Here is a 25,181-nt window from a genome sequence, read left to right on the forward strand (position 1 = left end):
GGCTACAGATACAGCCCCGCGTCCGTGCCGTCCCGCGCCCCCGGCACCGACGTCGGCCCCGCGCCCCGGCGCAGTGCGTACAGCTCGGCCAGGGTCGCGCCGTCCCGGCCGATGGCCTCCTCCCGGTCAGCGGCCTCGCTGCCGAGCCAGCTCACCGCCTCGCCGCGGGTCAGCGGGCCCACCTCGATACGGGCCAGACAGCGGCCGGGGCGGACCACGGCCGGGTGCAGACGCTCCAGGTCCTCGTTGGTGGTGACGCCGACCAGGACGTTGCGGCCCTGGCCGAGCAGGCCGTCGGTGAGGTTGAGCAGCCGGGACAGGGCCTGGCCCGCGGTGTGCTTGGCCTCGCCGCGGATCAGCTCGTCGCAGTCCTCCAGGAGGAGCAGCCGCCAGCGGCCCTTGCCCGCGCTGTCCTCCTCGCCGATCGCGATGTCCATGAGGTAGCCGACGTCGGAGAAGAGCCGCTCCGGGTCCAGCACGCAGTCCACCTGGCACCAGTCGCGCCAGGAGCGGGCCAGCGTGCGCAGGGCGGAGGTCTTGCCGGTGCCGGGCGGGCCGTGCAGCAGGAGCAGCCGGCCCGCGATGTCCTCGGGGGTCGTCTTCATCAGGCGGTCCATCGCGTCCGCCACGGGAGCCGTGTAGTTGGGCCGGACCTCGTCCCAGGTGCCCGCGGAGATCTGGCGGGTGGTGCGGTGCGGGCCGCGCCGCGGGGAGACGTACCAGAAGCCCATGGTCACGTTCTCCGGCTGCGGTTCCGGCTCGTCGGCCGCGCCGTCCGTGGCCCGGTCGAGGACCGTCTTCGCCAGCTCGGCGCTGGTCGCGGTCACCGTGACGTCCGCGCCGCGGTTCCAGCGGGAGATCAGCAGGGTCCAGCCGTCGCCCTCCGCGAGGGTCGCGCTGCGGTCGTCGTCGCGGGCGACCCGCAGCACCCGGGCGCCCTCCGGCAGCAGGGTCGCGCCGGAGCGGACCCGGTCGATGTTCACCGCGTGCGAGTACGGCTGCTCGCCCGTCGCGAAGCGGCCGAGGAACAGCGCGTCGACGACGTCGGACGGCGAGTCGGAGTCGTCGACGTGGAGCCGGATCGGCAGTGCGTCGTGTGGGTTCGCAGACATGCCGCCATGATCCGGCACCGATGGGCTCCGCGCACGGCATTTCCGCCCCTTGTTCCGGGTGTTCCCAAGACCTGCCCCGTGCGTGGTTTCCGCCGTTACTGTTGTCCTTGATGGGACGTCATGAGTGGTATACGGGGAATCGGCGGTGGCGGCTCACCGCCCTGCTCGGTGTGGGCGTGGCCGCTCTGGCCCTGGTGGTCACCCTGATCAACACGCTGCCCGGCGGCGGAAGCACCGCCGGCACCTCGCGCGACGGCGACAAGGTGCACGGCACGCCCGCCACCCCGCCCGAGCACCCGGAGCCGTACGTCGGCTGGGGCTTCACCCACACCCAGTACAGCGCCGACCAGGGCAGCGGCACGGCCACCGACCGGGTCGAGCAACTGCTGGCGAAGCACGCCGGGCTGCCGCAGGTCCAGGCCCTCATGGGCTGGGGCGCCGACAACCCCGAGCCGGTGAAGGGGCATTACGACTTCGGCGCCATGGACCGCCGTATCGACTTCATCCGCAGGTCGGGCGGCACCCCCGTGGTCACGCTGTGCTGCTCGCCGGACTGGATGAAGGGCGGCAGGGCCGGCGTCGACAGCACCGACTGGAGCCAGGCCGCCCTGGAGACCGCGCCCACCCCGGACCACTACCAGGACTTCGCCGACCTCGCCGCGACCGTCGCCAAGCGCTACCCCGACGTACGCCACTTCATCGTGTGGAACGAGTTCAAGGGCTTCTGGAACAACGCCAAGGGCCGCTGGGACTACGAGGGCTACACGACGATGTACAACCTCGTCTACAAGGCGCTGAAGAAGGTCGACAAGGACATCATGGTCGGTGGGCCGTACCTGGTCATGGACAGCGTCGACCCGCGCGACCCGAAGGCCTCCACCGCGCTGAAGGGCCCGTGGGGCGCCATGGACCAGCGGGTCCTCGACGCCTTCGGCTACTGGAACAAGCACAAGGCCGGCGCCGACTTCGTGGTCGTCGACGGCTCCAGCTACACCAACGACGACGAGCTGCTGCCCGACGAGTTCGCCGCCACCGACAAGCTCACGGCGGTGGGCGAGTGGGTACGGCGGCAGACCCGTGACCTGCCCCTGTGGTGGGCGGAGTACTACGTCGAGCCCGCCGACGGCAACGACGAGCGCAGGGGCTGGTCCGAGGCCCACCGCCTCGCCGTCCACGCCACCGGGATGATCGCCATGGTCAGGGGCGGCGCCGACTCCGGCTTCTACTGGAACCCGGAGGAGAAGACGGGCCCCGACTGCCCCGGCTGCCTGTGGACGCCCACCGACGCGTCCGACGGGGGCAGGGAACTCCCCATGTACGACCTGGTGTCCCGGTTCGGCCAGGCGTTCCCGCCGGGCACCCGGTACGAGACGGTGTCCGTCGCCCCGGACGACGTACCCAACGTGCGGGTCCTGGCCGACAGCAGGAAGATCCTCGTGGTCAACACCCTCGACCGGGCGATCAGCGCACAGGTCGACGGGAAGCGGTTCGACATGCGGGCGTACGAGGTGAAGTGGCTCGACCGCTGAGCCACCACCCCGTACCCCCTCACTTCATGGTCAGGAACCGCTGCACCAGCGAGGCCAGCAGCACCGCCAGCAGCGGCAGCGAGAACCAGAAGCTGCTCTGCAGCAGGCGCAGTTGCCGGGTGCTCGGCCGCATCGCGACCCGGACCACCTCGCGCGTGGTGAGCAGCAGGATCAGCGCTACGGCGGCCAGCGCGCCGACCACCGACCACGGCGTCCACGTCACCTGCGGCCCGATCGGACCCGGATCCGGCTTCGGCACCGGGCCCGCCGGCTGCTTGCGCAGCGCGTACACGGTGACGTCGTCGTTGACCAGGACCTTCGTCAGCTCCTGCCGGTTGTCCAGGTTGTGGATCAGCCGGGACTCCCAGGTCGCGGAGTAGCCCGCGTCCAGCTCCAGATAGGTGACCTGACTCTCGTTGATCATCAGGTACGAGTTCGGGCCCGCGTCCTTCAGCGACTTGACCAGCCCGGACACCAGCACCGGGTCGACGGGTGCCAGCGTCGGCACGTAGTTCACCCGTTCCATGTCCCGGGAGCCCCACGGCAGGGCCGGGGTCACGTCGTTGACCGGGTCCTGGCTCAGCCACAGCAGCCGTACCGTCGGCCGCTCGTGGGCGTACACCCAGTCCATGGCCGCGACCTCGCCGGGCCGGGTCCGCTCGAACGACTCGTTGCCCCACCGGGCCACCAGGAAGCCGCCCATCAGCAGCAGCCCGGCCAGCAGCGCGGCCAGCGGGGCGAGGCTGACCCGCTCCTTCTCGCGCTCCTGCGCGGTGACGCCGGTGCGCGGGAACAGGGCGAGCGCGCCGAGCAGGGCCGCACCCGGCACCGCGAACATGAAGACGCGCAGCGCCATCTCGCCGCCGTACGACTGCATGCCGAAGCCCAGGAACGGGACGAAGGTGAGCACCAGCAGCGACCGCTCGCGGTACCGGTGGAGGCGGCGCCGCCACCAGCCCCAGCAGGCGAGCGCCAGCACCGAGCCGGCCAGCAGGACCCGGACGTACAGGACCAGCTTGTGGGTCGAACTCCCGCCCTGGATACGGCCGGAGACGGAGGTCGAGACGTTGCTGCCGACCCCGCCGACCCCGCCGAAGAGATCATTGAAGTGCCCGGACCAGTACGGCTCGGCCATGAAGCCGACCCAGACCGCGACCAGCACCGCGAACAGGACGGGCAGCCCGCGCAGCTCGGACCGGCGGAGCAGCACCAGGACCGCGAGCACGCCGAGCATCACGAACGGGGTGAGCTGGTGCGCCGGGACGCTCGCCGCGTACAGGCCGATCAGCACCAGGAGCAGCACGGCCCGCTGGCGCCGGTCGGTGGGTTCGACCTCGGCCTCTCCCGGGCGGAACTTCGCCCAGATCACGTGGGGGGCGCGGAACCACACCAGCAGGATCGCCACGAAGACGAGGTACAGCAGGAACGTGAAGCCCTGCGGGGAGAAGTAGTCCTGGCCGACCCAGCCGCTGAGCACGAAGAGCCACACGCCGGTCCACTTGGCCCGCCAGCTGGCCCGCAGAGACCGGGTGAGCAGGAACATCGGAGCCAGATAGGCGAGTTGGATGGCCGTCGGCCACCAGCGGATGACCTCCGTGAAGTCGTCGACCCCGCACGCCCGGGCGACGAACGCGGCCACCGCGAAGAATCCCGGCCAGCTCCAGCGGGCGTCCAGGTCCGGCACTGCGGACCCGGTGCGGTCGATGTAGTCGATGAAGCCCAGGTGCTGCCAGGCCGTCGGGAACCGCGGCTCGGTCTCCAGCACCGCGGGCAGCGCGTGCAGGGACACCACGGTCGCCAGCAGCGTGACCAGCAACAGGGCCCGGTGCTCACGGCGCAGCCAGAGCAGCGAGGCGAACACCGTGACCAGCAGGGCGGCCCCCACCAGCGTCGGCAGCGGCAGCACGGAGACCAGGCCGAGCCCACCCATCCCGTCGAGGTCGGCCTCGCCGAGCCGCAGCGCGGGCACCCAGTACAGCAGGAGCGCGGCGATCAGCAGACAGCCGAGAACGACACCGGAGCGGGTGGGCGTCCGACGAGTGGGCGGCTTCTCGGCCAAGGCTTCGTCCACGGTTTCGTCCGCGGCCTTGTCCACGGCTTCACGCGCTACGGCGTTCTCGGGCGCCGCCACCTCGAACGGCGCGTCGACCTCCGCCTCCTTCAGCAGCGCCGCCTCGGCCGGACCCAGCGACGCCTCCGCGCCCGGTTCCGGCTCCTCGACCGGTCGCGGCACGGGCGTGCCCGCGGGCGGGGTGCCGGGGCCCGGGCGGACGTCCGGCCGGCGTTCGACGTGGTCGAAGTCGACGTGGATGCCGAGGGCGAGGGTGTCGTTGTCCAGCGCCCAGGCCGGGCTGTGCCGATGCGCCGGGGAGTCGGCCGGGACTTCGCGCGCGCCCAGGTCGGAGAGGTCCCCGTCCGGTGCCGCCGTCTCCGGCGGCAGGGCAGGGGGCGCGGACCGGATGGTCAGCCACAGTTTCGGCGCCGCGATCGCCACGATCACCGCGAGGCTGGAGATCTCGGCGACGCCCGCTCCGGTCAGGCCCATCCGGGGCAGGAGCAGCAGCGTCAGGCCGAGCACCAGCACACACAACAGGCCCTGCAGCCAGGCGAGTCCGGCGGTACGGCTCTGCGCGCGCAGCACCGCGAAGTACGTCTCCATGACGACCCGCAGCACCGCGCCCACCGCGAACCAGCGCAACAGCGGAGTCGCCGCGTCCGCGTAGCCCTCGCCGAAGACGCCCAGGATCCAGGGCGCGCCGACGAACAGCACGCCCGCGATCGGCAGCATGATCTTGGCCATCCGCTTGAGCGCGGCGCGGGTGTTGGCGGCCAGCCGTCCCGGATCGTGCGAGCCCTCGACCGTGAGGGACGCGCCCATGTTGATGGCGAGCAGGTTGGTCGTGCCGCCGATGGTGGTGGTGATGTAGAAGTACGCGTTGTCCTCGGAGCTGACCTGCGAGGCGATGATCACCGGGACGAGGTAGACCACGGCCAGCGAGAAGAGCGAGCCGGTGTAGTCGCCGGCCAGGAACCGCCCGATCTCCTTCAGCGTCGGCGGCTTGGCGTGGTCCTCGGTCGCCTTGACGTGCCGGGGCACCAGCCGCCGGAACACCAGCCAGCCCAGCGGCACCACCGAGGTGGCGATGGCGGCGACCCAGGACACGAAGACACCGGTGGTCGGGATCGCCACGGCGAACGCGACGAGCAGCCCCAGCTTCACCGCCGAGAACACGGTGTTGCCCACCGGCACCCAGGGCGCGCTGCGCAGCCCGGTCAGCACGCCGTCCTGGAGGGTGAGCAGGTTCCAGGCGACGACGGCCGCGATGAAGCCGAGGCCCTTCACCGACCCGTGCAGGAAGTGGTACGACGGCCCCCACGTGTCCAGGGTCGTCAGGAAGACGCCCGCGGCCAGCGCCACGATCAGCGAACTGCCCGCGTACGTACGGAAGATGAGCCGTCCGGTGCGCTGTCCGGCCACCGGGATGAAGCGGGCCAGGGCGCCCGTCAGGGTCACCGCGGTCAGTCCGGCGAGCAGCTTCATCGCGGCGATGGCGGCGGAGCCCTGCCCGACCGCCGACTCGGAGTAGTAGCGGGCCGCGGCCAGCCAGAAGCCGAGCCCGAGCACGGCGGAGATGCCGGTGTTGAGCATCAGCGCGTAGGCGTTGCGGAACAGCTGGTTGCCGCCGGACGAGCGGCCCAGCCCGGGCAGGCGAAGGCGGCGCCCCGGTTGCTCGGGCGCCTGGTCCTCGGGCGTCGCGGCCTCGGTTGTGGTGGTCGTGTCAGACACGGGAACGGATGGCCTTCCGGCGGACCTGACGGGCTCTGCGGACGAGGGCGTACCCCTTGGTCAGAGCGCGGTCCTTGGCGAAGTTACGGGTGATGGCACGGCCCTGGAGCAGCCGCTCGAACTCCTCGACGTCCGTGCCGCGCCGGACGGTGACGCGTTGCAGGGCGTACGGCCCCTGGCGGCGGCGGGCGAGCCCGTTGCCGACGGCGAGCGCCTGGGCGTACCCGGCCTCCCGCACCGCCCCGCGGACCCGGCGGCTGGAGTAGCCGTACGGGTAGGCGAACGACACCGGCCGCGCGCCGAGTTCGCCGGTGACGATCTCGGTGCTGCGGACCAGCTCCGAGCGCAGGGTGGCGTCGTCGAGCTGGTCGAGCTGTGGGTGGGAGTGGCTGTGCCCGCCGATCTCGATCCCGCTGTCCGCGAGGTCGCGCACCTGCTGCCAGTCGAGCATGGCGTCCAGACCGCCTCCGGTGTCGTACGCGCCCTTGATCCAGCCGGTGGAGACGAACAGCGTGGCCGGGAACCCGTGCTTGGCGAGCACGGGCAGGGCATGCCGGTGGACGCCCTCGTAGCCGTCGTCGAAGGTGATCAGCACCGGCCGGTCGGGCAGCGGCCGGCCGGACCGCCAGCGCGCCGCGAGGTCGGCGGTGGTGACCGGGGTCAGGCCCAGGTCACCGATGAGCGCCATCTGCTCGGCGAAGGCCTCCGGCGCGACGGACAGCGCCCGGGTGGCGTCGTTCGGCGCGCTCGCCACCGCGTGGTACATGAGGATGGGCACGGCGGTGTCACTCATGGGCGTTCCCCCTCGATCCCTACGCCCGGTCGGCTCATGGGCGTTCCCCCTCCATCCCTACGCCCGGTCGGCTCATGCGGGGTCCCTCTCGGTGCGTGCGCCGGGGTCGCTTGCGGTGTCTCCGTCGATGCGTGCGCGGGGGTCGCTTGTGGTGTCCCTGTCGGTCCGTGCGCCGGGGTTGCTTGCAGTGTCCGCGTCGATCCGTGCGGCCGGATCGTTCGCGGTGTCTCCGTCGATCCGTACGCCCGGATCGCTTGTGGTGTCCCTGTCGGTCCGTGCGCCGGGGTCGCTTGTGGCTTCCTCGCCGATCCGTGCGCCGGGGTCGTTCGCGGCGTCCCCGTAGATCCGCCCGCCCGGATCGCTTGTGGTGTCCTCGCCGATGCGTACGCGGGGGTCGTTCGTGGTGTCCCCGGCGATCCGTACGCCCAGATCGCTCCCGGTGTCCGCACCGATCCGCACGCCCGCATCGGTGAGGGTGCCCCCCTCGATCCGTACGACGGAGAACGTCGGTCCGCCCCGCCGGGCCTGCACGCTGCCCACCACGTAGCCGCCCGCCGCGGTGAGTACCCCGGCGACGATCGCGCCCGCGCGGCCCGCGCCGCCCGGGCGGGCGAGCAGGGCGTCACGGAGGCCGCGGGCGATTCCGGCGGGCAGGACGCGGGTGGTGTACCGGCGTTCGGACTCCAGGCCCTTGTCGGCGCCGACGCTGCGGGACACCAGCGCCTTGGACAGGCCCTCGGCGTAGGCGCGGGTGCGGAAGTACGCGAAGTGCTCGCGGGCGGCGGGCACCCGGTGGTGGATCACCGCGCGGTCGTCGATGAGCAGGACCGCGTCGGGGCGGGCCCGGGTGAGGCGGATGCACAGTTCCGTCTCCTCGCAGCCCAGCGGGCGCCGGTCGCCGTCGCGGCCGATGCCGGTCGCGAAGCCGCCCGCCGCCTCGAACGCCGTGCGCCGGAAAGAAGCGTTTCCGCCTAGTACGTTGCGGACTCGGACGCGGCCCGGCGGCAGCCCCCGGTAGGTGCAGCCCACGACCCAGTCGAACTCCTCCGGGAACCAGGCGGGACGCCGGCCCGAGGCCCAGACGGGCATCGTACGGCCGCCGACCGCCATCACCCGCGGGTCGGCGTATCCCTCGGCGAAGCGGCGCAGCCAGTCCCGCTCGGCCACGGCGTCGTCGTCCAGGAAGGCGATCACCTCGCCGTGGGAGGCGGCGATACCGGTGTTGCGGCCGGCCGACAGCCCGCGCGGGCCGGCGTTGGCGAGCACGCGCACATCGCCGGCCTCCTTGTACTCGCGGGCCAGCCGGTCCAGCAGAACCTGGTTGTGGTCCACGACCAGGAGCGTCTCCAGCGCCGGATACGACTGCGCGCGCACCGAGGAGACCGCCGCGAGGATGTCCTCCCAGCGGTCCTCGGTGTACACGCAGATCACGACGGAGATGCCGGGATCTCTCAAGACACCTCTCCCCGCCCGGTGTTCAGCAGTCGCTCGTGGTGGGCCTGGCGACGCAGGGCACGCCGGTTGGAGCGCTCCTTGAGGATGACCTTCAGCACCCGGATCCCGTCCCGCACGGCCCGCAGATTGCTCGTGCCGTGGATGCGGAGGTACTCGTGGCTGGGGATCTCCTGCACCTTCAGCCCCGCCTTGACCACTCTGATGTTCATCAGCGTCTCGACCTCGAAACCGGTGCAGTCGAGGTCGATCTTGTCGAGGCAGTGCCGCCAGAACGCGTTGTATCCGTAGCAGAGATCGGTGTAGCGGGCGCCGAACTTGCGGTTGACGATGGTGCACAGCGCCCAGTTGCCGAGCTTGCGGATGAAGGTCATGTCGTCCGTGCCGCCGCCATTGGCGAAGCGCGAGCCCTTGGCGAAGTCGGCGCCGGAGACGAGGGCGGAGACGTACGACACGATCTCGTTGCCGTCGGCCGAGCCGTCCGCGTCGACCATCACGATGATGTCGCCGGTGCACGCCTCGAACCCGGTGATCAGGGCATCCCCCTTGCCCTTGCCCTGCTGTTCGACGACGCGCACCTTGGGCCACAGCGAGCGGGCCACTTCGACCGTGTCGTCGGTGGAATTGCCGTCCACGAGAACCACTTCGTGTATCCAGTCCGGAAGGGTCTTGAAGACGTAGGGAAGATTCTCCGCCTCATTCATGGCGGGAATCACCACGCTCACCGGCGGAGTGATCGCCAGGTGAGAGGAGATGGGCCGGTAACGGGCGGCCAGTAACGGATCTTGGCCCGAACTCGGCGGATGCAGAACAGAACTCATGAGTGTGGTCCCTCTCGTCCGGTGGACCGCCCGCCCCTGGGCAGCCCGGCTCTGTGTCCGGTTCGAAAGGGGGGTTTCTCATCCTCGGCACGGCGAATTGATCTCCGTGCACGCGAACGAGCTGGCAAAGCTGGCCGGTCTGCCGGAAAAAGACGACAGCCGGTCGCGCGGCACGACTCGGTCACCAGTGCGGTCACCGAGCACGGCACCCCCCTACCGCGCCCCGCGCCGGAACGTCACGGCCCTGAGCCCTCCCCTGAACCGTGTACTGACGGACCGATGCGGGTGAGATGTACGACGGTATTGACGATTGAAGCAGAATGGCAAGACCTGGAAGGAGGTCTCACGTTTTTATTGGTTTGGCCGTTACACAACTTTGGCCTGGCTTCTTCACTCTTGCCCGAGTTTTTTCGAACGGAATTTCTCCCGGCCGACGGCGAGCAGGAGCAGGAGCAGGCTGAGCGCGGTCACCGCGACGATCCCGCCACGCACCGACCAGCGGTGCACGGCCAACATGCCCTGGGCAACCAGCATGTCCAGGACGACCGCGCCCGCAAGCGCGGTGAGCGCCCGGCCGAAGCGATCCAGCCCGCGCAGCGCCGCCCCGATCGCCACGGCCGGCGCCGCGAGCAGGAAGAACAGCGTGCACGGTCCGCGCAGCGGTGAGTCGGCGTCGGTGAGCGCGAGCAGTGCGCCGACCGCACCGATGGCGGTGGCCGCCCCCGCGAGCAGCGGAGACAGGTCCCTCCCCGGACCTGGCCGCACCCGCTCGGCGTCTTCTCCGGTGTTGTCCGCCGAAGGTGTCTTGATGCGTAAGGTCTGCATTGGCGACTTTGCCCCCCAGCGCGCCGGATGCCGGGCTTCAATGTGGCGCAGGCCCAAGGGGGCCGTCAAGATGACATCCCTCTGTAAACATGTGTTCCCCAGAGGCCTTCGAGGCCTCCGGGGAACGGGGTGTTCAGGGGGTGTGTACGGCCGTTACGGGACGAGCTTCAGGAGCTTGTTCGGCGAGCCGCTGCCCGGGCTGGTGACCACGCCGCTGGTGGCGCCGTTCACCAGGGCCGTGGCGACCTGGGCCGGGGTGGCCGAGGTGTGGCTCGCCAGGTAGACGGCGGCCGCGCCCGCCACGTGCGGGGTCGCCATCGAGGTGCCCGAGATGGTGTTGGTCGCGGTGTCGCTGGTGTTCCAGCCGGCCGTGATCGAGGAACCCGGCGCGAACAGGTCGAGCACCGAGCCGTAGTTGGAGTAGCTGGCCTTGGCGTCGGAGCTGGTGGTGGCACCGACCGTGATCGCCTCGGTCACCCGGGCCGGGGAGTACGAGGAGGCGTTGGCGCTGCTGTTGCCGGCCGCGACGGCGTAGGTGACGCCGCTGGCTATGGAGTTGCGCACCGCCGTGTCCAGCGAGGTGGAGGCGCCGCCGCCGAGCGAGAGGTTGGCGACCGAGGGCCCGCTGTGGTTCGCGGTCACCCAGTCGACACCGGCGATCACCCCGGCCGTCGTGCCCGAGCCGCTGTTGTCGAGCACGCGGACGGCGACGATCTTCGCCTTCTTGGCCACGCCGTAGGTGGAGCCCGCGATGGTGGTGGCCACATGGGTGCCGTGGCCGTTGCCGTCCTGGGCGGTGGTGTCGTTGTCCACCTCGTCGTAGCCGTAGGAGGCACGGCCGCTGATCTGGGAGTGCGTGATGCGGACGCCGGTGTCGATGACGTACGCCGTCACGCCGCTGCCCGCGCTGTCCGGGTAGGTGTAGGTGCCGGACAGCGGCAGGCTCGCCTGGTCGATGCGGTCCAGGCCCCAGGGGGCGCTGGACTGCGTGGTGTCGGCGAGGTGGACCCGCTGGTCCTGCTCCACGGTGGCCACCGCCGGGTCGGCGGCGAGTCTGGCGGCCTCGGCCGCCGAGAGGTGGGCGGTGTAGCCGTTGAGGGCCGAGCGGAAGGTCTTCTGCACCGTGCCGCCGTAGTGCTGGATCAGGCCCTTGCCGGTGCTCGACGAGGCCGCGAAGCCGGCGGTCTTCCTCAGGGTGACGATGTAGCTGCCCTTGACGGCGGTGGGGGAGTTCGCGGCCAGCACCTTGCCGGTGGCCGGGGCCGCCTGCGCGGGCAGCGCGGCGAGTGAGCCGACGAGGGCGGCGGAGGCCAGGCCGGTGAGGGCGGCCGTGCGGAGCTTCTTGGTACGCAGCTGTGCCATTGCGGGGGAGTCCTCCTCCTGGCAGCGCGCGCCCGGGTCCGGCGCGCGTCTGTGGGGGGTGCGCGCGGGATCGCGCGCACGACCCTGGAGCGTCGCGTTCCGTTCCGGGGCTGGGTAAAGCCTCGGTCATCTATGGGGGTAGAACAAGGGAGTTGACGAGCTGTCAACAGATCTGACATGCACACGCAATAACTCGAGCGTGAACGTCCTGAGCCGATCCCGTCGAGACGTCGTTGAGACCTAAAAAGTCTTGGCATGAACACTTCCTGTCAACACGCGTAGTTGCTACGACAGTTGTGGCAGACATCCTGCTAAAGGGAGGTTCCATGAGACGTTCCCGATTTGCGGCATCCGTGACCTCGCTCCTCCTCGCCACCGGCCTCGCCCTCGCCGGGGCCGCCACGGCGCAGGCCTCCACGGCTGCCGCGAACGGCGGCTATGTGGCGCTCGGCGACTCCTACTCCTCCGGGGTCGGAGCGGGCAGCTACATCAGTTCGAGCGGTAGTTGTGACCGCAGCACCAAGGCGTACCCGTACCTGTGGAACGCCGCGCACAGCCCGTCCTCGTTCGCCTTCAACGCCTGCTCCGGTGCCAAGACGGACGATGTGCTCGCCAATCAGCTCGGCTCGCTCAACTCCTCCACCGCCCTGGTCTCGATCAGCATCGGCGGCAACGACGCCGGTTTCGCCGACGTCATGACGACCTGTGTCATCTCGTCCGACAGCGCCTGCATCTCCAAGATCAACAGCGCCAAGGCGTACGTCGACTCCACGCTCCCCGGCAAGCTCGACGCCGTCTACAACGCGATCAGCGCCAAAGCCCCGACGGCCCAGGTGGTCGTCCTCGGCTACCCCCGCTTCTACAAGCTCGGCCAGACCTGCCTCGGCCTCTCCGAGACCAAGCGCTCCGCGATCAACGGCGCGGCCGACTACATCGACGCCGCCATCCAGAAGCGCGCCCTGGACCACGACTTCGTCTTCGGCGACGTCCGCACCACGTTCACCGGCCACGAGATCTGCTCCGGCGACTCCTGGCTGCACAGCGTCAACTGGCTCTCCATCGGCGAGTCGTACCACCCCACCGCGGCCGGCCAGTCCGGCGGCTACCTGCCGGTGCTCACGAACGCGGCCTGACCGTCACGAGGCCGAAGGTGAAGCGGAGGCCCCGTCCGTCGGGGTCTCCGTCGTTGCGCAGGTCACCGTGAACGGCACCGAGTTCGACGTGGTCCGCACCGGACTGCGCACCTCCACGCTGATCTCGTTGTCGATCGTCCCGCTGTCCGAGTAGGCCGTCACGACCACCTGCACCTGCTGGGTCTTCCCGCCGTCCGCGGGGAACGACAGCGTCTTCCACCCCGGGTCGGAGACCGACCCGTGCGCGAGCACCCACCGGTACTCCACCTGCGCGGGCACCCGCCCCACCGTGAACGTCGCCGTGAACGCGGGCGCCTGCGCGGTCGGCGGCGGGCAGCTTCCGTCGTACTCCGTGTGTGCGCCCGTCAGGGTGACCCGCACGGACTGGGCCGGCTGACTGCTCGGCGGGGCGCTGCTGCTCCGCGTGGGCGGCGGCGCGGCGGTGTCCGTGTGGGTGCTGGTGCTCGGGCTCGGCGTGTGCGCACTCTGGCCGGCCCGGCTGGTGTGCGCGCCGGCGTTCCCGTCACCGCTGCCGTTGTGCCGGTTGAGCAGCGCGTACGTCAGTCCCGCCACCGCCAGCAGGACCGCGAGGAGACCGGCCACCAGGACCACGCCGGCCCGCCGGTTGCGTTCCGGCTCGACGGCCGTGGTCCGCGGCCCCGGATACCCGGTGGGCACGGGCATCGGCGGTGTGGGGGACGGCCGTTGCGGCTGGGCCGCGACCGTCGGGGCGTACGGCGAGGCAGGCGTCGTGTCCGTCTGCGCCGGCCCGAGGGTCCCGCCCGCCGCCACGATCCGCAGATCGTGCTCGGCCCGTTCGCCGGACAGCCGCTCGGCCGGGTCCTTGCGCAGCAGCCCCTCGATGACCGGGGCGAGCGGTCCGGCCCGGTGCGGCGGCGGCAGCTCCTCGTCCACCACCGCGCGCAGGGTGCTCAGCGGAGTGTCCTGCCGGAACGGGGTGTTGCCCTCGACGGCCGCGTACAGCAGCACGCCCAGCGACCACAGGTCCGACTCTGGACCCGGCGTACGCCCCAACGCCCGCTCCGGCGCCAGGAATTCGGGCGAGCCGATCACCTCGCCGGTCATGGTCAGCGCCGAGCTGCCCTCGACCGTCGCGATGCCGAAGTCGGTGAGGACCACCCGGCCGTCGTTCGCCAGCAGCACGTTGGCCGGCTTCACGTCCCGGTGCAGCACCCCGGCGGAATGCGCGGCACGCAGCGCGGCCAGCACCTCGGCACCGATGTGCGCGGCCCGCTGCGGCGGCAGCGGACCCTCGGCGTCCAACTGGTCGGCGAGGGACAGCCCGCGCACCAGCTCCATCACGATCCAGGGGCGGCCGCCCTCCATCGCCACGTCGTACACCGTGACCACGTTGCGGTTGGCGACCCGGGCCGCCGCCCACGCCTCGCGCTCCAGGCGCGCGTACATCCGCTCGACGTCCGAAGCGGGCAGCCCGGCCGGGGCCCGCACCTCCTTGACGGCCACCTCGCGGTGCAGCACCTCGTCACGGGCGCGCCACACGGTTCCCATGCCGCCCTCGCCCAGCGGCGACAGCAGACGGTAGCGGCCCGCGATCACACGTTCACGCCCCGGCTCTTCGGACATGGGCGACCCCCACGGCATCTCACGTGATTTCTCCACAAAAGTAGCTCAGCCGAGTGCGGATGCGGCCCCCTTGAGCACCAATCCGGCACCCAGGGCGACGACGACCAGCGCGGACGCGAGCGGCAGGGTCCGGCGCACCAGGGCGGCCACCGGATGGGCGGTCCAGCGCGGGCGCCGGTCCAGAACCCGGGTCATCCCCGAGCCCAGCCGGACGACGGCGAACCCGGCGGCCGTGAGCGTCAGCGCGAGACCGGCGCCGTACGCCACGACGAGCAGCAGCCCGAACCAGGCCTTCCCGAGCGCCGCGGCCCCGACCAGCACGACGACCGCGGAGGGGCTGGGCACCAGACCGCCGGCGAACCCGAGCAGGATCGTGCCGCGGACGGTGGGGGCGGTGGGGTGGGAGTGGGTGTGGCCGCCGTGGGTGTGGACCAGGGCGTGCTCGTGCCCGTGCCCGTGCGCGTGCCCGTGGTCGTGGTCGTGGTGATGGGGGTGGCCGTCGTGGTGATGGTGATGGTGGCCATGCTGAGCGTGGGCTGCTTCCTGGTGCGCACCCACCAGGGCCAGCGGGCGTGCTTCGGCTTCCTCGTGCGCGTGAGGGTGCGCGTGGGGGTGAGGGTGAGGGTGCGGATGTGCGTGTGCGCGGTTGCGCCAGGCCCGTCGTACGAGGTTCGCGCCCGCCACGAGCACCAGGGCGCCGCTGGCGATGCCCAGCCAGGCGATCACCGAGGGCGTGGCGGCGGAACCGGCCGTGACGAGCAGGCCCAGAGCGACCACGCCGAGGGTGTGGGTCACCGTGACCGAGGCGGCCAGGGGCAGTACGTCGCGCAGCCGGGCCCGGCCGCCGCGCGCGGCCGCCGTCGCGGCCATCAGGGTCTTGCCGTGGCCCGGTGCCAGGGCGTGCATCGCGCCGAGGGCGACGGCGATGAGCAGGGCGAGCGCGGCGAAGCCGACGGTGAGATTGTGGCGGGCGACGAGGTCGTCGAGGGCGCGGGTCCAGCGGTCGGCGCCCCGGGGCAGTACGGAGGCGCCGGGGGCGTCCTGCGGCTCCTGCCGCTCGTGCGCGAGGGCCGGGCCGCCGGGGCGCACCCGCAGGGAGGCGGTGGCGGTGTCGGCGGGAGAGGACAGCAAGTCCTTGGGATAGCTGGTGAGTTCGTGCGAGACCGACATCTTCGGTACGTCCGTCGCGGTGAGCGTCATGCGGTCGCCGCGGGCGGTGATCTCCCGCCAGCCGGGCCCGCTGGTGGTACCCGCGCTGTGAAAGCCGAGCGCGACGGACTTCCCCCGGGGGAGCGGAGCGGTGAACCGGCACTCCACGCGCAGCGTGTTGAGCCCGGCCTGCCCGGGCCGCAGGTTCGCGTGGGCGGAGCCGGGGGCGAGCGTGGCGGAGTGTCCCCCGACGGTGAGCCTGCTGCCCCGCGCGGCCTCGGCGCACCGCTGCTCGGCCCATGTGGACAGGCCCAGCCGCTTGATGTCGGGCTTGGCCTGGGTGGCCGGGATCTCGGCGAGGTCCTCCACATGGTCGACGCGGAGCTGTCCGGGGGCGGCGACGAGACCGTCGTAGCGGTTGACGGTGAAGTTGCCGAGGGGGTGCGCGCTCGCGGCCGTGGCCGGGGTGAGCACGACGGCGCAGGCGGCGGTGAGGACCGCTGCCGCGGAGGCGAGGGGGCGACGGAGGTTCACTGGGCAGCCTCCAGTGCCCTACGGGCCCGGGCCGCGCCCAGGGGAGAGAAGCCGGGGTTCAGTTTCAGGGCCGCCCTCAGGCAGGCGCGGCCGTCCTCGGCGTGGCCCGTGGCCAGCTCGATCATGCCGCGGTGGTAGAGGAAGGCGGCGTTGCGGTAGCCGGTCGCCGTGGCCCGGCGGGCGTACGGGAGGGCTTCCTTGTCACGGCCGTTGACGTGCAGTGCCCAGGCGAGGGCGTCCGCGGTGTGCACGGTGTGGCGGCGCGCCCACTCGGCGCGGGCCGCGCGCAGGGCGGAGGCCTTGTCGCCGTGGTCGGCGGCGGCCAGCGCGGTGTCGAGGTCGGCGTTGACGCCGTTGGCGCGGGCGAGGGCGATCCAGGCGTCCACGAGCGCGTACTGGTCGCGCGCCCTGGCCTTGTCGCCGGCGGCGCCACGGGCCTCGTACAGCTCGCCGAGTTCGACGAGCGGTCCGGGCAGCGGATAGCGGGAGACGACGGTCTCCAGACCCTTGATCGCCTCGTCCCGGTGACCGCTGGCGGCCTGGGCACGGGCCCGGCCCTCCAGCGCGGGGAGGTAGTTCTCGTCGGCGGCCAGGGCCCGGGCGTAGTAGGTGAGCGCGGTCGGGTATTCGCCCTGGTTCCAAGCGAGTTGGCCGAGCTGGGCGGCCACGTAGGCGACATCGCCCCGCGAAGTGGCCACGGACAGGGCCTGCTTGAGCACGCGCCGGGCGGTCTTAACGTCGCCGCGCAGCTCGTGCACGTACGCGTACCGCGTGAAGACCGGCACGCCCGGCTTGCGCGTGTCGGCGGTCTTGGCGGCCCCGTCCGCTTCGGCGTACCGGCCCAGTTCGACCAGGGCGTCGATGCGCGAGGACAGGGCGCGCTCGCTGTACGGGTTCTCCTTCAGGGCCTGGTCCGCGTAGGTCAGCGCGTCCTTGAAGTCGTGCCGCGCGGCGGCGAGCGCGGCCCGGCCGGCCAGGGCCTGGTCGTTGCCGGGGGAAAGGTCCAGGGCCCGCTTCAGAGCCTTCTCGGCCTGCGGGTACCGCGCCGGGTCCCCCTTGGTCCGCGCCTGCTCGACATAGGCCAGGCCGAGGGTGGCCCAACTGCCGAAGTCCCGTGGCTGGGAACGCAGATGCGCCTGCAGCGAGGCGATGCCCGCGTCCAGATTCCCGCTGCCCAGCACCCCAGGATCGACAGCACTGGAGGCGACCGCCACCGCGGACCCACCATCCCGCGCCGCCCCGACGGCAATCGCACCACCCGTCAGCGCGACGGCCAACAGAGCGGCACAACCCACCAGTTGAGCCGCCCGCCAACGCCGCCCGCCGGCACCGACCCGACGCACGGCGGCGACGCGGCGGTCGGTGCCGGAGGGGGAGGCGTGCGAGTGGGGGACGACAGGTGCGGTTTCCGGCCCACCTGCGCCTGACTCGGGCCTGGTCGACTCCGCTGGGGATGCGACCGGCTTTGCCTCGGGCCTGCCCAACTCCGCGCCGGACCCGTCAGGCTCTGCCCCGGACCCGCCCGGCTCCACCCCTGTGCCCGAGCTGGTTGGTTCCGCTTCGGGAGTGGCAGGGGCCAAGGCGGCATCCCCGCCAGGGATCGGGGGCCGGGTCTCGGCCTCGTCGTCGTTCGTGCGCGGGGGCATGCCCTCTCCTCGGTCGCCTGGTTGTGTCTGGAAGGGGAAAGGCGCGGCCCGCCGTGGGGGAGGGGGATACGGGCCGCGCCGGTCGGTGGGGGTGCGGAATCAGTACGGGCGCTGCATCCGGCGGCGCCACCAGGCGAAGGCGGTGCCGATCAGCAGGATTCCGGCCGCGCCCGAGGCCGCCGAGGCGGCGATCAGCATCGTGTTGCCGGAGCCGTCGGAGGAGGACCCGGCCGGCTGCAGGGCGTCGCCGAGCTGGCTGCGGACGTCGGCGTTGCCGGACGTGCCCTTGGCCAGGGCGCCGCGGGAACCGGCCGTCGGTTCGGCCACGTACGGGAAGTACTTCTCGAAGCCCTTGTCGTTCTTGTCGACCGCGTCGCCCAAGTCGTTCTTGGAGCCGACCAGTTCGCCCTCGACCACCTGGAGGGAGGCGTCGATCACGTCGTCCGACAGGCGACGGCCGTTCGGGAAGCCCGCGTTGTCACCGTCGAGGACGCCCAGCCGCTTGGGGTGCATGCTCGGCTTGATCGAGGTGTTCAGCCGCAGCTCCTCCGCAGGCTTCACGTACGGCGGCTGGTTGAGGCCCTTGACGCCCTTGAGGAACACGTCGACCAGGTCGTTGCGCGGCTCGGCGGGTGCCTTGATCTTGTAGATCGACTCGATGAGCTTCGGCAGCTCGGGGTTGGTCACGTTCTTCAGGAACTGAGCGTCGTACCAGGGCTGGGACGCGTTGAACTTGTCCTTGTCCTTCTGCGGGTTGACGACCTCGTTCACCAGCGGGTTGCCCAGGCGCGAGACCTGCTCGTAGTAACCCTGCGCGTTCCTTCGCTGCGTCGTCGACCAGATGCCGACGATCGGCTGCTTGGACGACTCGCGGATCAGGTCGTTGGGCACCTGCAGCGCGATCGTGTTGACGTTGTAGCCCTTGAGCGTGTCCCGTCCGACCTCGGAGAGGTTCCCGCCGTAGAGCAGGTCGAAGACGCGCAGGTCGGCGAAGAACGGGTCGTCGGCCTGCCCGGCGAAGGTCGCGCCACCGCCCGCCGTCTTGTAGATGGCCTGGGACCGCAGCTTGGCGTAGTCCGGCATCGACGCCTTGCCGACGTTCGACGGCGCGACCGGCACGTTGTCCGCGAGCCGTGTCTTGGAGACCACCTTCTGGTTGTGCAGCTTGACCAGGTCGATGTCGTAGGTCTGCGTGATGTTCAGGTTCGGGTCGTCGAGGCTCTTCACCGCCCCCGTGTTGTAGAGGAAGGTGTTCTTGTTCTTGACGTGCGTCTTGAAGGTGTAGCGGAACAGCAGCTCGCCCTGCGCGTCACCGTTGTTGTCGATGTGGATGTCGTACTGGGCGTCGTCCGCGAACGTGTAGAAGTTCGGTCCGCCGGCCGGCTCCTCGAACGGGATCCAGTTGGCCACGATCGTCGTGGTGTCCGGCTTGTCCGGGCTCACGAAGGCGTACAGGTCCGTGTTGTCGTACTGCGGGGTCCCCGAGATCAGCGGGGCCTCCCGGTGCGAGGAGGCGGAGGCCGCCCCGGGTTCCAGCGTGGCGACGCCGGCGGCTGCGAGCCCTCCGGCGGCCAGCGCACCACAGATGAGCGAGACCAGGCCCTTGCGTCCCGTGCCGCTCCTGGAGAAGAGAGGTGTCATGCCGTCCGTCCTCAGTGCCAACTTGCCTTGACGGACGGGTATACGGAGCGGAGGAGCCGATCGGATTGGTCTGACGGAAGATTTTTTTTCGACGTTTCAGACCCGCGTTTTCGGCCCGCCGATCCGTATCACCCGCCGGAGGTGTGCGCTCGTGCGGATGCGTGGGGTCAGAGGCAGGGCGGCCGGCTGCGGCCACGGAAGGGGGACCGGGGTGGAGGCGGACGAGCTTCTCGTGCTCGTGGCGGGCGGTGATCAGCAGGCCTTCGAGGATCTGTACGGACTGGTCTCCGGACCGGTGTTCGGGCTCGTACGGCGGGTGGTGCGCGACCCCGCCCAGTCCGAGGAGGTCGCCCAGGAGGTGCTGCTCGAACTGTGGCGCTCCGCCGGCCGGTTCGACCCCCGCAGGGGCAGCGCCCTGTCCTGGGTCCTCACCCTCGCCCACCGCCGCGCCGTGGACCGGGTGCGCAGCGCCCGCGCGGCCGGCGAACGCGAACAGCGCGAGGCCCTGCGCGCCGGTGAACCCGCCTTCGACCACGTGGCCGAGGAGGTCGAGGCAGGTCTGGAACGCGAGTGGGTGCGCCGCTGCCTGGACCGGCTCACCGCGCTGCAGCGCCAGTCCGTGACCCTCGCCTACTACGACGGCTACACATACCGTGAGGTGGCCGAGCGGCTCAAGCTGCCGCTGGGCACGGTCAAGACGCGGATGCGCGACGGACTCACCCGGCTGCGCGAGTGCCTGGGAGGTGCCGCATGAGCATCCTCGGCCGCCTGCTGGGCCGCGAGGACCTGCACTCCCTCGCCGCTCCCTACGCGCTCGACGCCCTCGACCACGGCGAGCGGCGCCGCTTCGAGAAGCACCTCAGGGGCTGCGACCGCTGCGCCGCCGAAGTGCGGGCCCTGTCCGAGGACGCGGTGCGCCTCGCCTGGTCCACGGCCGCCCCCGCACCGGCCGCCCTGCGCGACCGGGTCCTGGCCGCCGTCCGCACCATCCCGCAGGAGCAGGCGCCCGCGCCGGCCCGGGAGCGCGCACCCCAGCTGCCACCGCACGTCTGGGGCACTCAGCCCCCGCCGTCGCGCACCCGTGCGCCCCGCGGACGCCCCCTTTTCGTTCCCTTCGCCACGGCGACCGCCGCCGCGGCCCTCGTCGTCGCCTCCCTCTTCGCGGTCCAGGCGAACCGCACCCGGGACCAACTCGACGCCGAGCGGGACCGGGCACGTGAGATCGCCCACGTTCTGGCCGCTCGCGACGCCCGCGCCGCGAGCAGCGAGGACGCCCGGGGCCGCAGTATCGGAGTAATCGCCTCCGCATCGGAGGGGCAGGCCGTCGTCACCCTCAGCGGATACGGCACCCCGTCCGGCGGTCGCGTGCACCAGCTCTGGCTCATGCGCCCCCATGTGCAACCGCGCTCCCTCGGGCTCTTCGCGGCCGACACGCCCTTGGTCGCCAAGGGGCTCGGCAAGTCCTCGACGTCACTCGCCGTAACCGTCGAGCCTGACGGCGGCTCAGCGCAGCCCACCGGCCAGCCGCTTGTCCAACTCGCCCTGAAATCGGTCGGATTCGGAGAGTAGTCATCTCGGGATGGTCAACCGCCTTGCGGGGAAGGTGAATCCTGTGGGTGCGATACACGCGTGCCCCACATGGGAGATAGGGTTACTCTGCCCGGGCCGGGTGGACTCGTACGGGTGGGGAGTGACATGGAGCAGATAACAGTGCGCAGCAGGGCGAGGGTCCCTGCTATCACCTGCGGGAGCAGCGCGACCAGTTCGCGCCTCGACCGCCATCTGTCGGTGCTGGCGGGTCCCGCCATACCGCAGCAGAAGGCGGCCGAGGCGACTTCGCTGATGCTTGAGCTGACGGCACGTGACACCGCGCACGAGCGCAGCGACCGAGGTGCGCGGGTCAGCCGTGTCTCCCTCTTCGCGCCGCTGCGCCGGCTGCGCCGCTCGCTGTTCGGCGGACGCTGAGCGGTCGCTGAGCGAACCGGCAGTACCTGAAGTCCTCTTCAGGAGGCCCGCGCTCAGGCCGTCACACCGTCCCGGCGCAACGCTGCGATCTCGTCGTCCGTCATCCCCACGGCACGCAGCAGCGCCCCGGTGTGCTGACCGAGCGCGGGCACATCGCCCATCCGTGCGTCGTCCCCACCCGGCAGTGTGATGGGCGGCAGCAGCGCCCTCAGCGGCCCGACCGGCGAACCCACCTGACGCCACCGCTCCCTGGCCGCCAGTTGCGGATGCTCCGCCAGCTCGTGCAGATCCCTGAGGCGTGCGCAGGCGATGCCCGCCCGCTCCAGCCGGGCCAGCGCCTCGTCGGCGTCCAGCTCGCCGAGCGCCCCGGCGACCAGCTCATCGGTGCGCTCCCGGTTCGCCACCCGGGCGGCATTGGTCGCGAATGCCGGGTCCGACCCGAGTTCAGGCTGTCCTATGACCTGTTCGGCCAGCCGTCGCCACTCCCGGTCGTTCTGCACGGACAGCAGCACCCGTCCGCCGTCCGCCGTCGCATAGGCGTCGTAGGGCGCGATGACGGCATGCGCGAGCCCGGTGCGGGCCGGGGGCTCACCCCCGTGCATGGCGTGGTGCAGCGGATGCCCCATCCACTCGGCCAGCGCCTCCAGCATCGACACCTCCACCGGCCCGCCCCGCCCGGTCGTGCCGCGCCGCACCAGCGCGGCCAGCACACCCGAGAACGCGTACATGGCCGCCGCGATGTCCGCCGCCGGAATCCCCGCCTTGACGGGCTGCCCGGGCGTACCGGTCACCGACACCAGACCCGCCTCGCACTGCACGAGCATGTCGTAGGCCCGCTTGTCCGCGTACGGCCCCGAGCTGCCGTAGCCCGAGATGTCCACGGCGATCAGCCGCGGGTGCGCCGCGCACAGCGTGGCAGCGTCGAGCCCCAGCCGGGCCGCGGCCCCCTGCGCGAGGTTCTGCACGAACACGTCGGCGTCCGCGACCAGCCGCCGTACGACGTCCAGACCGCGCGGGTCCTTGAGGTCGAGGGCGATGGACTCCTTGCCCCGGTTGCACCACACGAAGTGCGAGGCGAGACCTCCGGCCGCGGTGTCGTACCCGCGCGCGAAGTCGCCGCCGTCGATCCGCTCCACCTTGATGACCCTGGCGCCCAGGTCGGCGAGCTGCCGGGTCGCGAAGGGCGCGGACACGGCCTGTTCGACGGCGACGACGGTGATGCCCTCCAGGGGCAGCGGGAGAAGATCCATGGGGTGGATGATCTCCCCTGACCGGCGGCTTTGTCAGCAGGGGGTCACCGCTCGCCGTGTGCGTACCGCTGTACGGCGAGCGGCAGGAACACCGCGGTCAGTACGAGGCTCCACAGCAGCGCCCCGGCGACCGGGTGGGCCACCGGCCAGGCGGAGTCGGCCGGGGCCGAAGCGTTGCCGAACAGCTTGCGCAGCGCGGTGGTCACCGCGCTGATCGGGTTCCACTCGGCGAGCGTGCGCAGCCAGCCGGGCAGGTTCCCGGTGGGGATGTAGGCGTTGGACAGCAGTGGCAGCACGAAGGAGGAGGCGCCGAGCTGTCCGGCGGCGTCCTCGCTGCGGGTGAGCAGCCCCAGGAAGATCCCGGCGCAGGTGCAGGCGAACCGGAAGAGCAGCAGCAGCCCCACGGCTCCGGCGGCCGCGAGCGCGGAGCCCTCGATCCGCCAGCCCACCGCGAGCCCCACCAGCAGCAGGGGCACGGTGCCGAGGGCCGTGACGACGAGGTCGGCGAACGCCTGCCCGAGCGGTACCGCGGCCCGGCTCACCGGCATGGTGCGGAAGCGGTCCATCACGCCCCGGTGCGTGTCCGCGGCGGCCTGGAACATGCCGGTCATCAGGCCGCCGGCCGCGGTCGCGACGAGCAGTCCGGGCACCAGGAAGGAGCGGTACTCGCGGCCGGGCATCGCCAGGGCGCTGCCGAAGACGTAGCCGAAGAACAGCAGCATGTTGACCGGCATCAGCTGGGTCAGGACGGTGAGGCCGGGCGTGTTGCGGACCCGGCCCAGCTGCCGGCCCGCCATCGCCAGTCCGTCGTGGGCCAACGCGCTCATGCCGCGAGCTCCTTGCTGCCGGCCGGCTCCCCGGTGAGCCGGAGGAAGACGTCGTCGAGGGTCGGCGGCCGCAGACTCACGTCGAGCAACGGCACCCCGGCCGCGTCGAGTTCGCGCACCAGGCGGGGCAGGGTGAGGGTCGGGTCGGTGGTGACCGCGCCGACCGCGCCCCGCTCATGGTCGAACGCGGGTGCGGAGCCGGTGAGTCGGTCGAGTACGGCGGCCGCGTCCGGCAGCCCGTCGGCATGCGCGACGACGGCCTCGGCGTACGACCCGATGAGCGCCTTGAGTTCGGCGGGTGACCCGGTGTGCGCGACCTGGCCCCGGTCCACCAGGGCGATGTGGTCGGCGAGTTGGTCGGCCTCCTCCAGGTACTGCGTGGTGAGCAGCACCGTCGTGCCGTCCTTCTGCAGCTCGCGCACCGCCTCCCAGATGCGGGTGCGGCTGGCCGGGTCGAGTCCGGTGGTCGGCTCGTCGAGGAAGAGCACGTCGGGCCGCCGGATCAGGCTCGCCGCGAGGTCCAGGCGGCGCCGCATGCCGCCCGAGTAGGTGGACGCCCGGCGGTCCGCGGCCTCGGTCAGCCCGAGCTGCTCCAGCAGCTCGTCGGCGCGGCCGGCAGGGCCCCGCACCCGGTGCAGCCGCGCGAACAGCCGCAGGTTCTGCCAGCCCGTGAGGTCCCCGTCGACCGAGGCGTACTGGCCCGTGACGCCGATCCGGCGCCGTACGGCCGCCGCCTCGCGCACCAGGTCGTGGCCCGCGACCCGCGCCGAGCCCGCGTCGGGCCGCAGCAGCGTGGTCAGCAGCCGTACGGCCGTCGTCTTCCCGGCCCCGTTCGGGCCCAGCAGCCCGCAGACCGTTCCTTTGGGCACCGCCAGATCCAGCCCGCGCAGGGCGTGCACAGCGCCGAAGCGCTTCTCCAGACCTTCACTAAGTACAGCGTACGTAGTAGTCATGGGGCGACCATAGCGCACTACGTACGCTGTACGTAACTAGGATGGTGGCCGAGGTGATGATCGATGGCAGTCCGAGGGGCCGTCCCCGAGGTGATCTGGGCGCGCCCTGAGCGCACGGGCCGGGGCCCGAAGCCCTCCTACACGCGCGACGACATCGCGGCAGCGGCTGTCCGGATCGCCGACGCGCAGGGGCTCGACGCGGTGTCCATGCGGCATGTCGCGGCCGAGCTGGGCTGCGGCACCATGTCGCTGTACAACTACGTCCCCCGCAAGGAGGACCTGTACGAGCTGATGATGGACGCGGTCAGCGCGGAGCACGTCCCGTGGGAGCCGAGCGGGGACTGGCGGGCGGACCTGCTCCGGGTGGCGCACGAGACGCGCGCGCTGATGCATCGGCACCCGTGGGTTCCGCGCCTGATGTCCCCGGTGTACGGCTTCAGCCCGCAGGCTCTTCGCTATCTGGAGCACTGCCTGGCGTGCCTCGACCCGCTGGAGGCGTCCAACGGCACCAAGGTCGAGCTGATCGCGATGCTGAACGGTGTGGTGACCACGTACGTCCGCAACGAACTCGACACGGCCGAGCGGGCGCGGGCACTGCCGTGGTCGGAGGCCGAGGAGAACGCGGCACGTGCCGCCTATCTGGGCGGCCGGCTGGCCTCCGGCGCCTACCCGAGGATGGCGGCGGCGTTCAGCGAGGATCCGGGGCCGGTCGATCTGGAGGCGGTGTTCCAGCGGTCGTTGGAGCGGGTGCTGGACGCGTTTGCGCCGGGCCGGCTGGGCGGGTGCGGCTGAGGGCC

Annotated in this window: 19 protein-coding genes and 1 pseudogene; 6 read left to right on the forward strand and 14 right to left on the reverse strand. The window is 71.7% G+C overall.

Annotated features, from left to right (window positions below):
• Positions 1–2: 2 nt before the first annotated feature.
• Complete coding sequence (locus CRP49_RS25820) at positions 3–1,112, reverse strand: DUF5925 domain-containing protein (RefSeq protein WP_097255548.1); 1,110 nt, start codon at positions 1,110–1,112, stop codon at positions 3–5.
• A 110-nt stretch (positions 1,113–1,222) separates the two neighbouring features.
• Here CRP49_RS25820 and CRP49_RS25825 point away from each other — a divergent pair, with 110 nt between their 5' ends.
• On the forward strand, positions 1,223–2,641 hold the full coding sequence (locus CRP49_RS25825) for a xylan 1,4-beta-xylosidase (protein ID WP_097255549.1): 1,419 nt from the start codon (positions 1,223–1,225) through the stop codon (positions 2,639–2,641).
• Positions 2,642–2,660: 19 nt separating this feature from the next.
• On the opposite strand, the gene CRP49_RS25830 is transcribed toward CRP49_RS25825, so the two are convergent.
• The 6 genes and pseudogenes from CRP49_RS25830 to CRP49_RS25855 form a co-directional block, all read right to left on the reverse strand.
• Positions 2,661–6,428 (reverse strand): lipopolysaccharide biosynthesis protein, encoded by a 3,768-nt coding sequence (locus CRP49_RS25830; RefSeq protein ID WP_097255550.1) that lies wholly within the window; start codon positions 6,426–6,428, stop codon positions 2,661–2,663.
• Positions 6,421–7,221, reverse strand: coding sequence for a polysaccharide deacetylase family protein (locus CRP49_RS25835; RefSeq protein WP_097255551.1), 801 nt, complete (start codon positions 7,219–7,221; stop codon positions 6,421–6,423). Before CRP49_RS25835 ends, CRP49_RS25830 begins: the two co-directional genes overlap by 8 nt.
• 480 nt (positions 7,222–7,701) lie before the next feature.
• Positions 7,702–8,676: pseudogene (locus CRP49_RS25840) on the reverse strand (glycosyltransferase family 2 protein); the annotation flags it as partial.
• Entirely contained in the window at positions 8,673–9,494 is an 822-nt protein-coding gene (locus tag CRP49_RS25845) for a glycosyltransferase family 2 protein (protein WP_097255552.1), read from the reverse strand. The gene CRP49_RS25845 and the pseudogene CRP49_RS25840, both read right to left, overlap by 4 nt.
• A 390-nt stretch (positions 9,495–9,884) precedes the next feature.
• Positions 9,885–10,388, reverse strand: a complete 504-nt coding sequence (locus CRP49_RS25850) for a hypothetical protein (RefSeq protein WP_257033488.1) — start codon at positions 10,386–10,388, stop codon at positions 9,885–9,887.
• Positions 10,389–10,472: 84 nt separating this feature from the next.
• Positions 10,473–11,681, reverse strand: a complete 1,209-nt coding sequence (locus tag CRP49_RS25855; RefSeq protein ID WP_097255553.1) for a S8 family peptidase — start codon at positions 11,679–11,681, stop codon at positions 10,473–10,475.
• A gap of 326 nt (positions 11,682–12,007) precedes the next feature.
• On the opposite strand from CRP49_RS25855, the gene CRP49_RS25860 reads away from it, so the two are divergent.
• Positions 12,008–12,814, forward strand: coding sequence for an SGNH/GDSL hydrolase family protein (locus CRP49_RS25860; protein ID WP_097255554.1), 807 nt, complete (start codon positions 12,008–12,010; stop codon positions 12,812–12,814).
• Between the two features lie 3 nt (positions 12,815–12,817).
• On the opposite strand, the gene CRP49_RS25865 is transcribed toward CRP49_RS25860, so the two are convergent.
• The 4 genes from CRP49_RS25865 to CRP49_RS25880 form a co-directional block, all read right to left on the reverse strand.
• Positions 12,818–14,419 (reverse strand): serine/threonine-protein kinase, encoded by a 1,602-nt coding sequence (locus CRP49_RS25865; protein WP_097255555.1) that lies wholly within the window; start codon positions 14,417–14,419, stop codon positions 12,818–12,820.
• Between the two features lie 45 nt (positions 14,420–14,464).
• Entirely contained in the window at positions 14,465–16,102 is a 1,638-nt protein-coding gene (locus tag CRP49_RS25870; protein ID WP_097255556.1) for a nickel transporter, read from the reverse strand.
• Entirely contained in the window at positions 16,099–17,748 is a 1,650-nt protein-coding gene (locus CRP49_RS25875) for a lipopolysaccharide assembly protein LapB (protein WP_097255557.1), read from the reverse strand. The genes CRP49_RS25870 and CRP49_RS25875 overlap by 4 nt, the downstream gene beginning before the upstream one ends.
• A gap of 99 nt (positions 17,749–17,847) precedes the next feature.
• Positions 17,848–19,389: a DUF4331 domain-containing protein gene (locus CRP49_RS25880; RefSeq protein ID WP_097255558.1), complete on the reverse strand. Its 1,542-nt coding sequence runs from the start codon at positions 19,387–19,389 to the stop codon at positions 17,848–17,850.
• A gap of 211 nt (positions 19,390–19,600) precedes the next feature.
• Between CRP49_RS25880 and CRP49_RS25885 the strand changes: the two genes are divergently transcribed.
• The 3 genes from CRP49_RS25885 (at position 19,601) to CRP49_RS25895 (ending at position 21,354) form a co-directional block, all read left to right on the forward strand.
• Positions 19,601–20,143, forward strand: a complete 543-nt coding sequence (locus CRP49_RS25885) for a sigma-70 family RNA polymerase sigma factor (RefSeq protein WP_094216728.1) — start codon at positions 19,601–19,603, stop codon at positions 20,141–20,143.
• Positions 20,140–20,958 (forward strand): anti-sigma factor domain-containing protein, encoded by an 819-nt coding sequence (locus CRP49_RS25890; RefSeq protein ID WP_097255559.1) that lies wholly within the window; start codon positions 20,140–20,142, stop codon positions 20,956–20,958. Before CRP49_RS25885 ends, CRP49_RS25890 begins: the two co-directional genes overlap by 4 nt.
• 126 nt (positions 20,959–21,084) lie before the next feature.
• Positions 21,085–21,354: a hypothetical protein gene (locus tag CRP49_RS25895; RefSeq protein ID WP_094216730.1), complete on the forward strand. Its 270-nt coding sequence runs from the start codon at positions 21,085–21,087 to the stop codon at positions 21,352–21,354.
• A gap of 53 nt (positions 21,355–21,407) precedes the next feature.
• On the opposite strand, the gene CRP49_RS25900 is transcribed toward CRP49_RS25895, so the two are convergent.
• From CRP49_RS25900 to CRP49_RS25910, 3 genes are read right to left on the reverse strand one after another with little or no spacing between them, the layout of a single operon-like run.
• A complete protein-coding gene (locus CRP49_RS25900) occupies positions 21,408–22,604 on the reverse strand; it encodes a CaiB/BaiF CoA-transferase family protein (RefSeq protein ID WP_097255560.1) in 1,197 nt (398 codons plus the stop codon).
• Between the two features lie 44 nt (positions 22,605–22,648).
• Positions 22,649–23,431, reverse strand: a complete 783-nt coding sequence (locus CRP49_RS25905) for an ABC transporter permease (RefSeq protein ID WP_097255561.1) — start codon at positions 23,429–23,431, stop codon at positions 22,649–22,651.
• Positions 23,428–24,384, reverse strand: coding sequence for an ATP-binding cassette domain-containing protein (locus tag CRP49_RS25910; RefSeq protein WP_097255562.1), 957 nt, complete (start codon positions 24,382–24,384; stop codon positions 23,428–23,430). The genes CRP49_RS25905 and CRP49_RS25910 overlap by 4 nt, the downstream gene beginning before the upstream one ends.
• A 63-nt stretch (positions 24,385–24,447) precedes the next feature.
• Here CRP49_RS25910 and CRP49_RS25915 point away from each other — a divergent pair, with 63 nt between their 5' ends.
• Positions 24,448–25,176, forward strand: coding sequence for a TetR/AcrR family transcriptional regulator (locus CRP49_RS25915; protein WP_097255563.1), 729 nt, complete (start codon positions 24,448–24,450; stop codon positions 25,174–25,176).
• Positions 25,177–25,181 lie beyond the last annotated feature (5 nt).

The sequence above is a fragment of the Streptomyces sp. Ag109_G2-15 genome (assembly GCF_900215565.1).
GTDB lineage: Bacteria > Actinomycetota > Actinomycetes > Streptomycetales > Streptomycetaceae > Streptomyces > Streptomyces diastatochromogenes.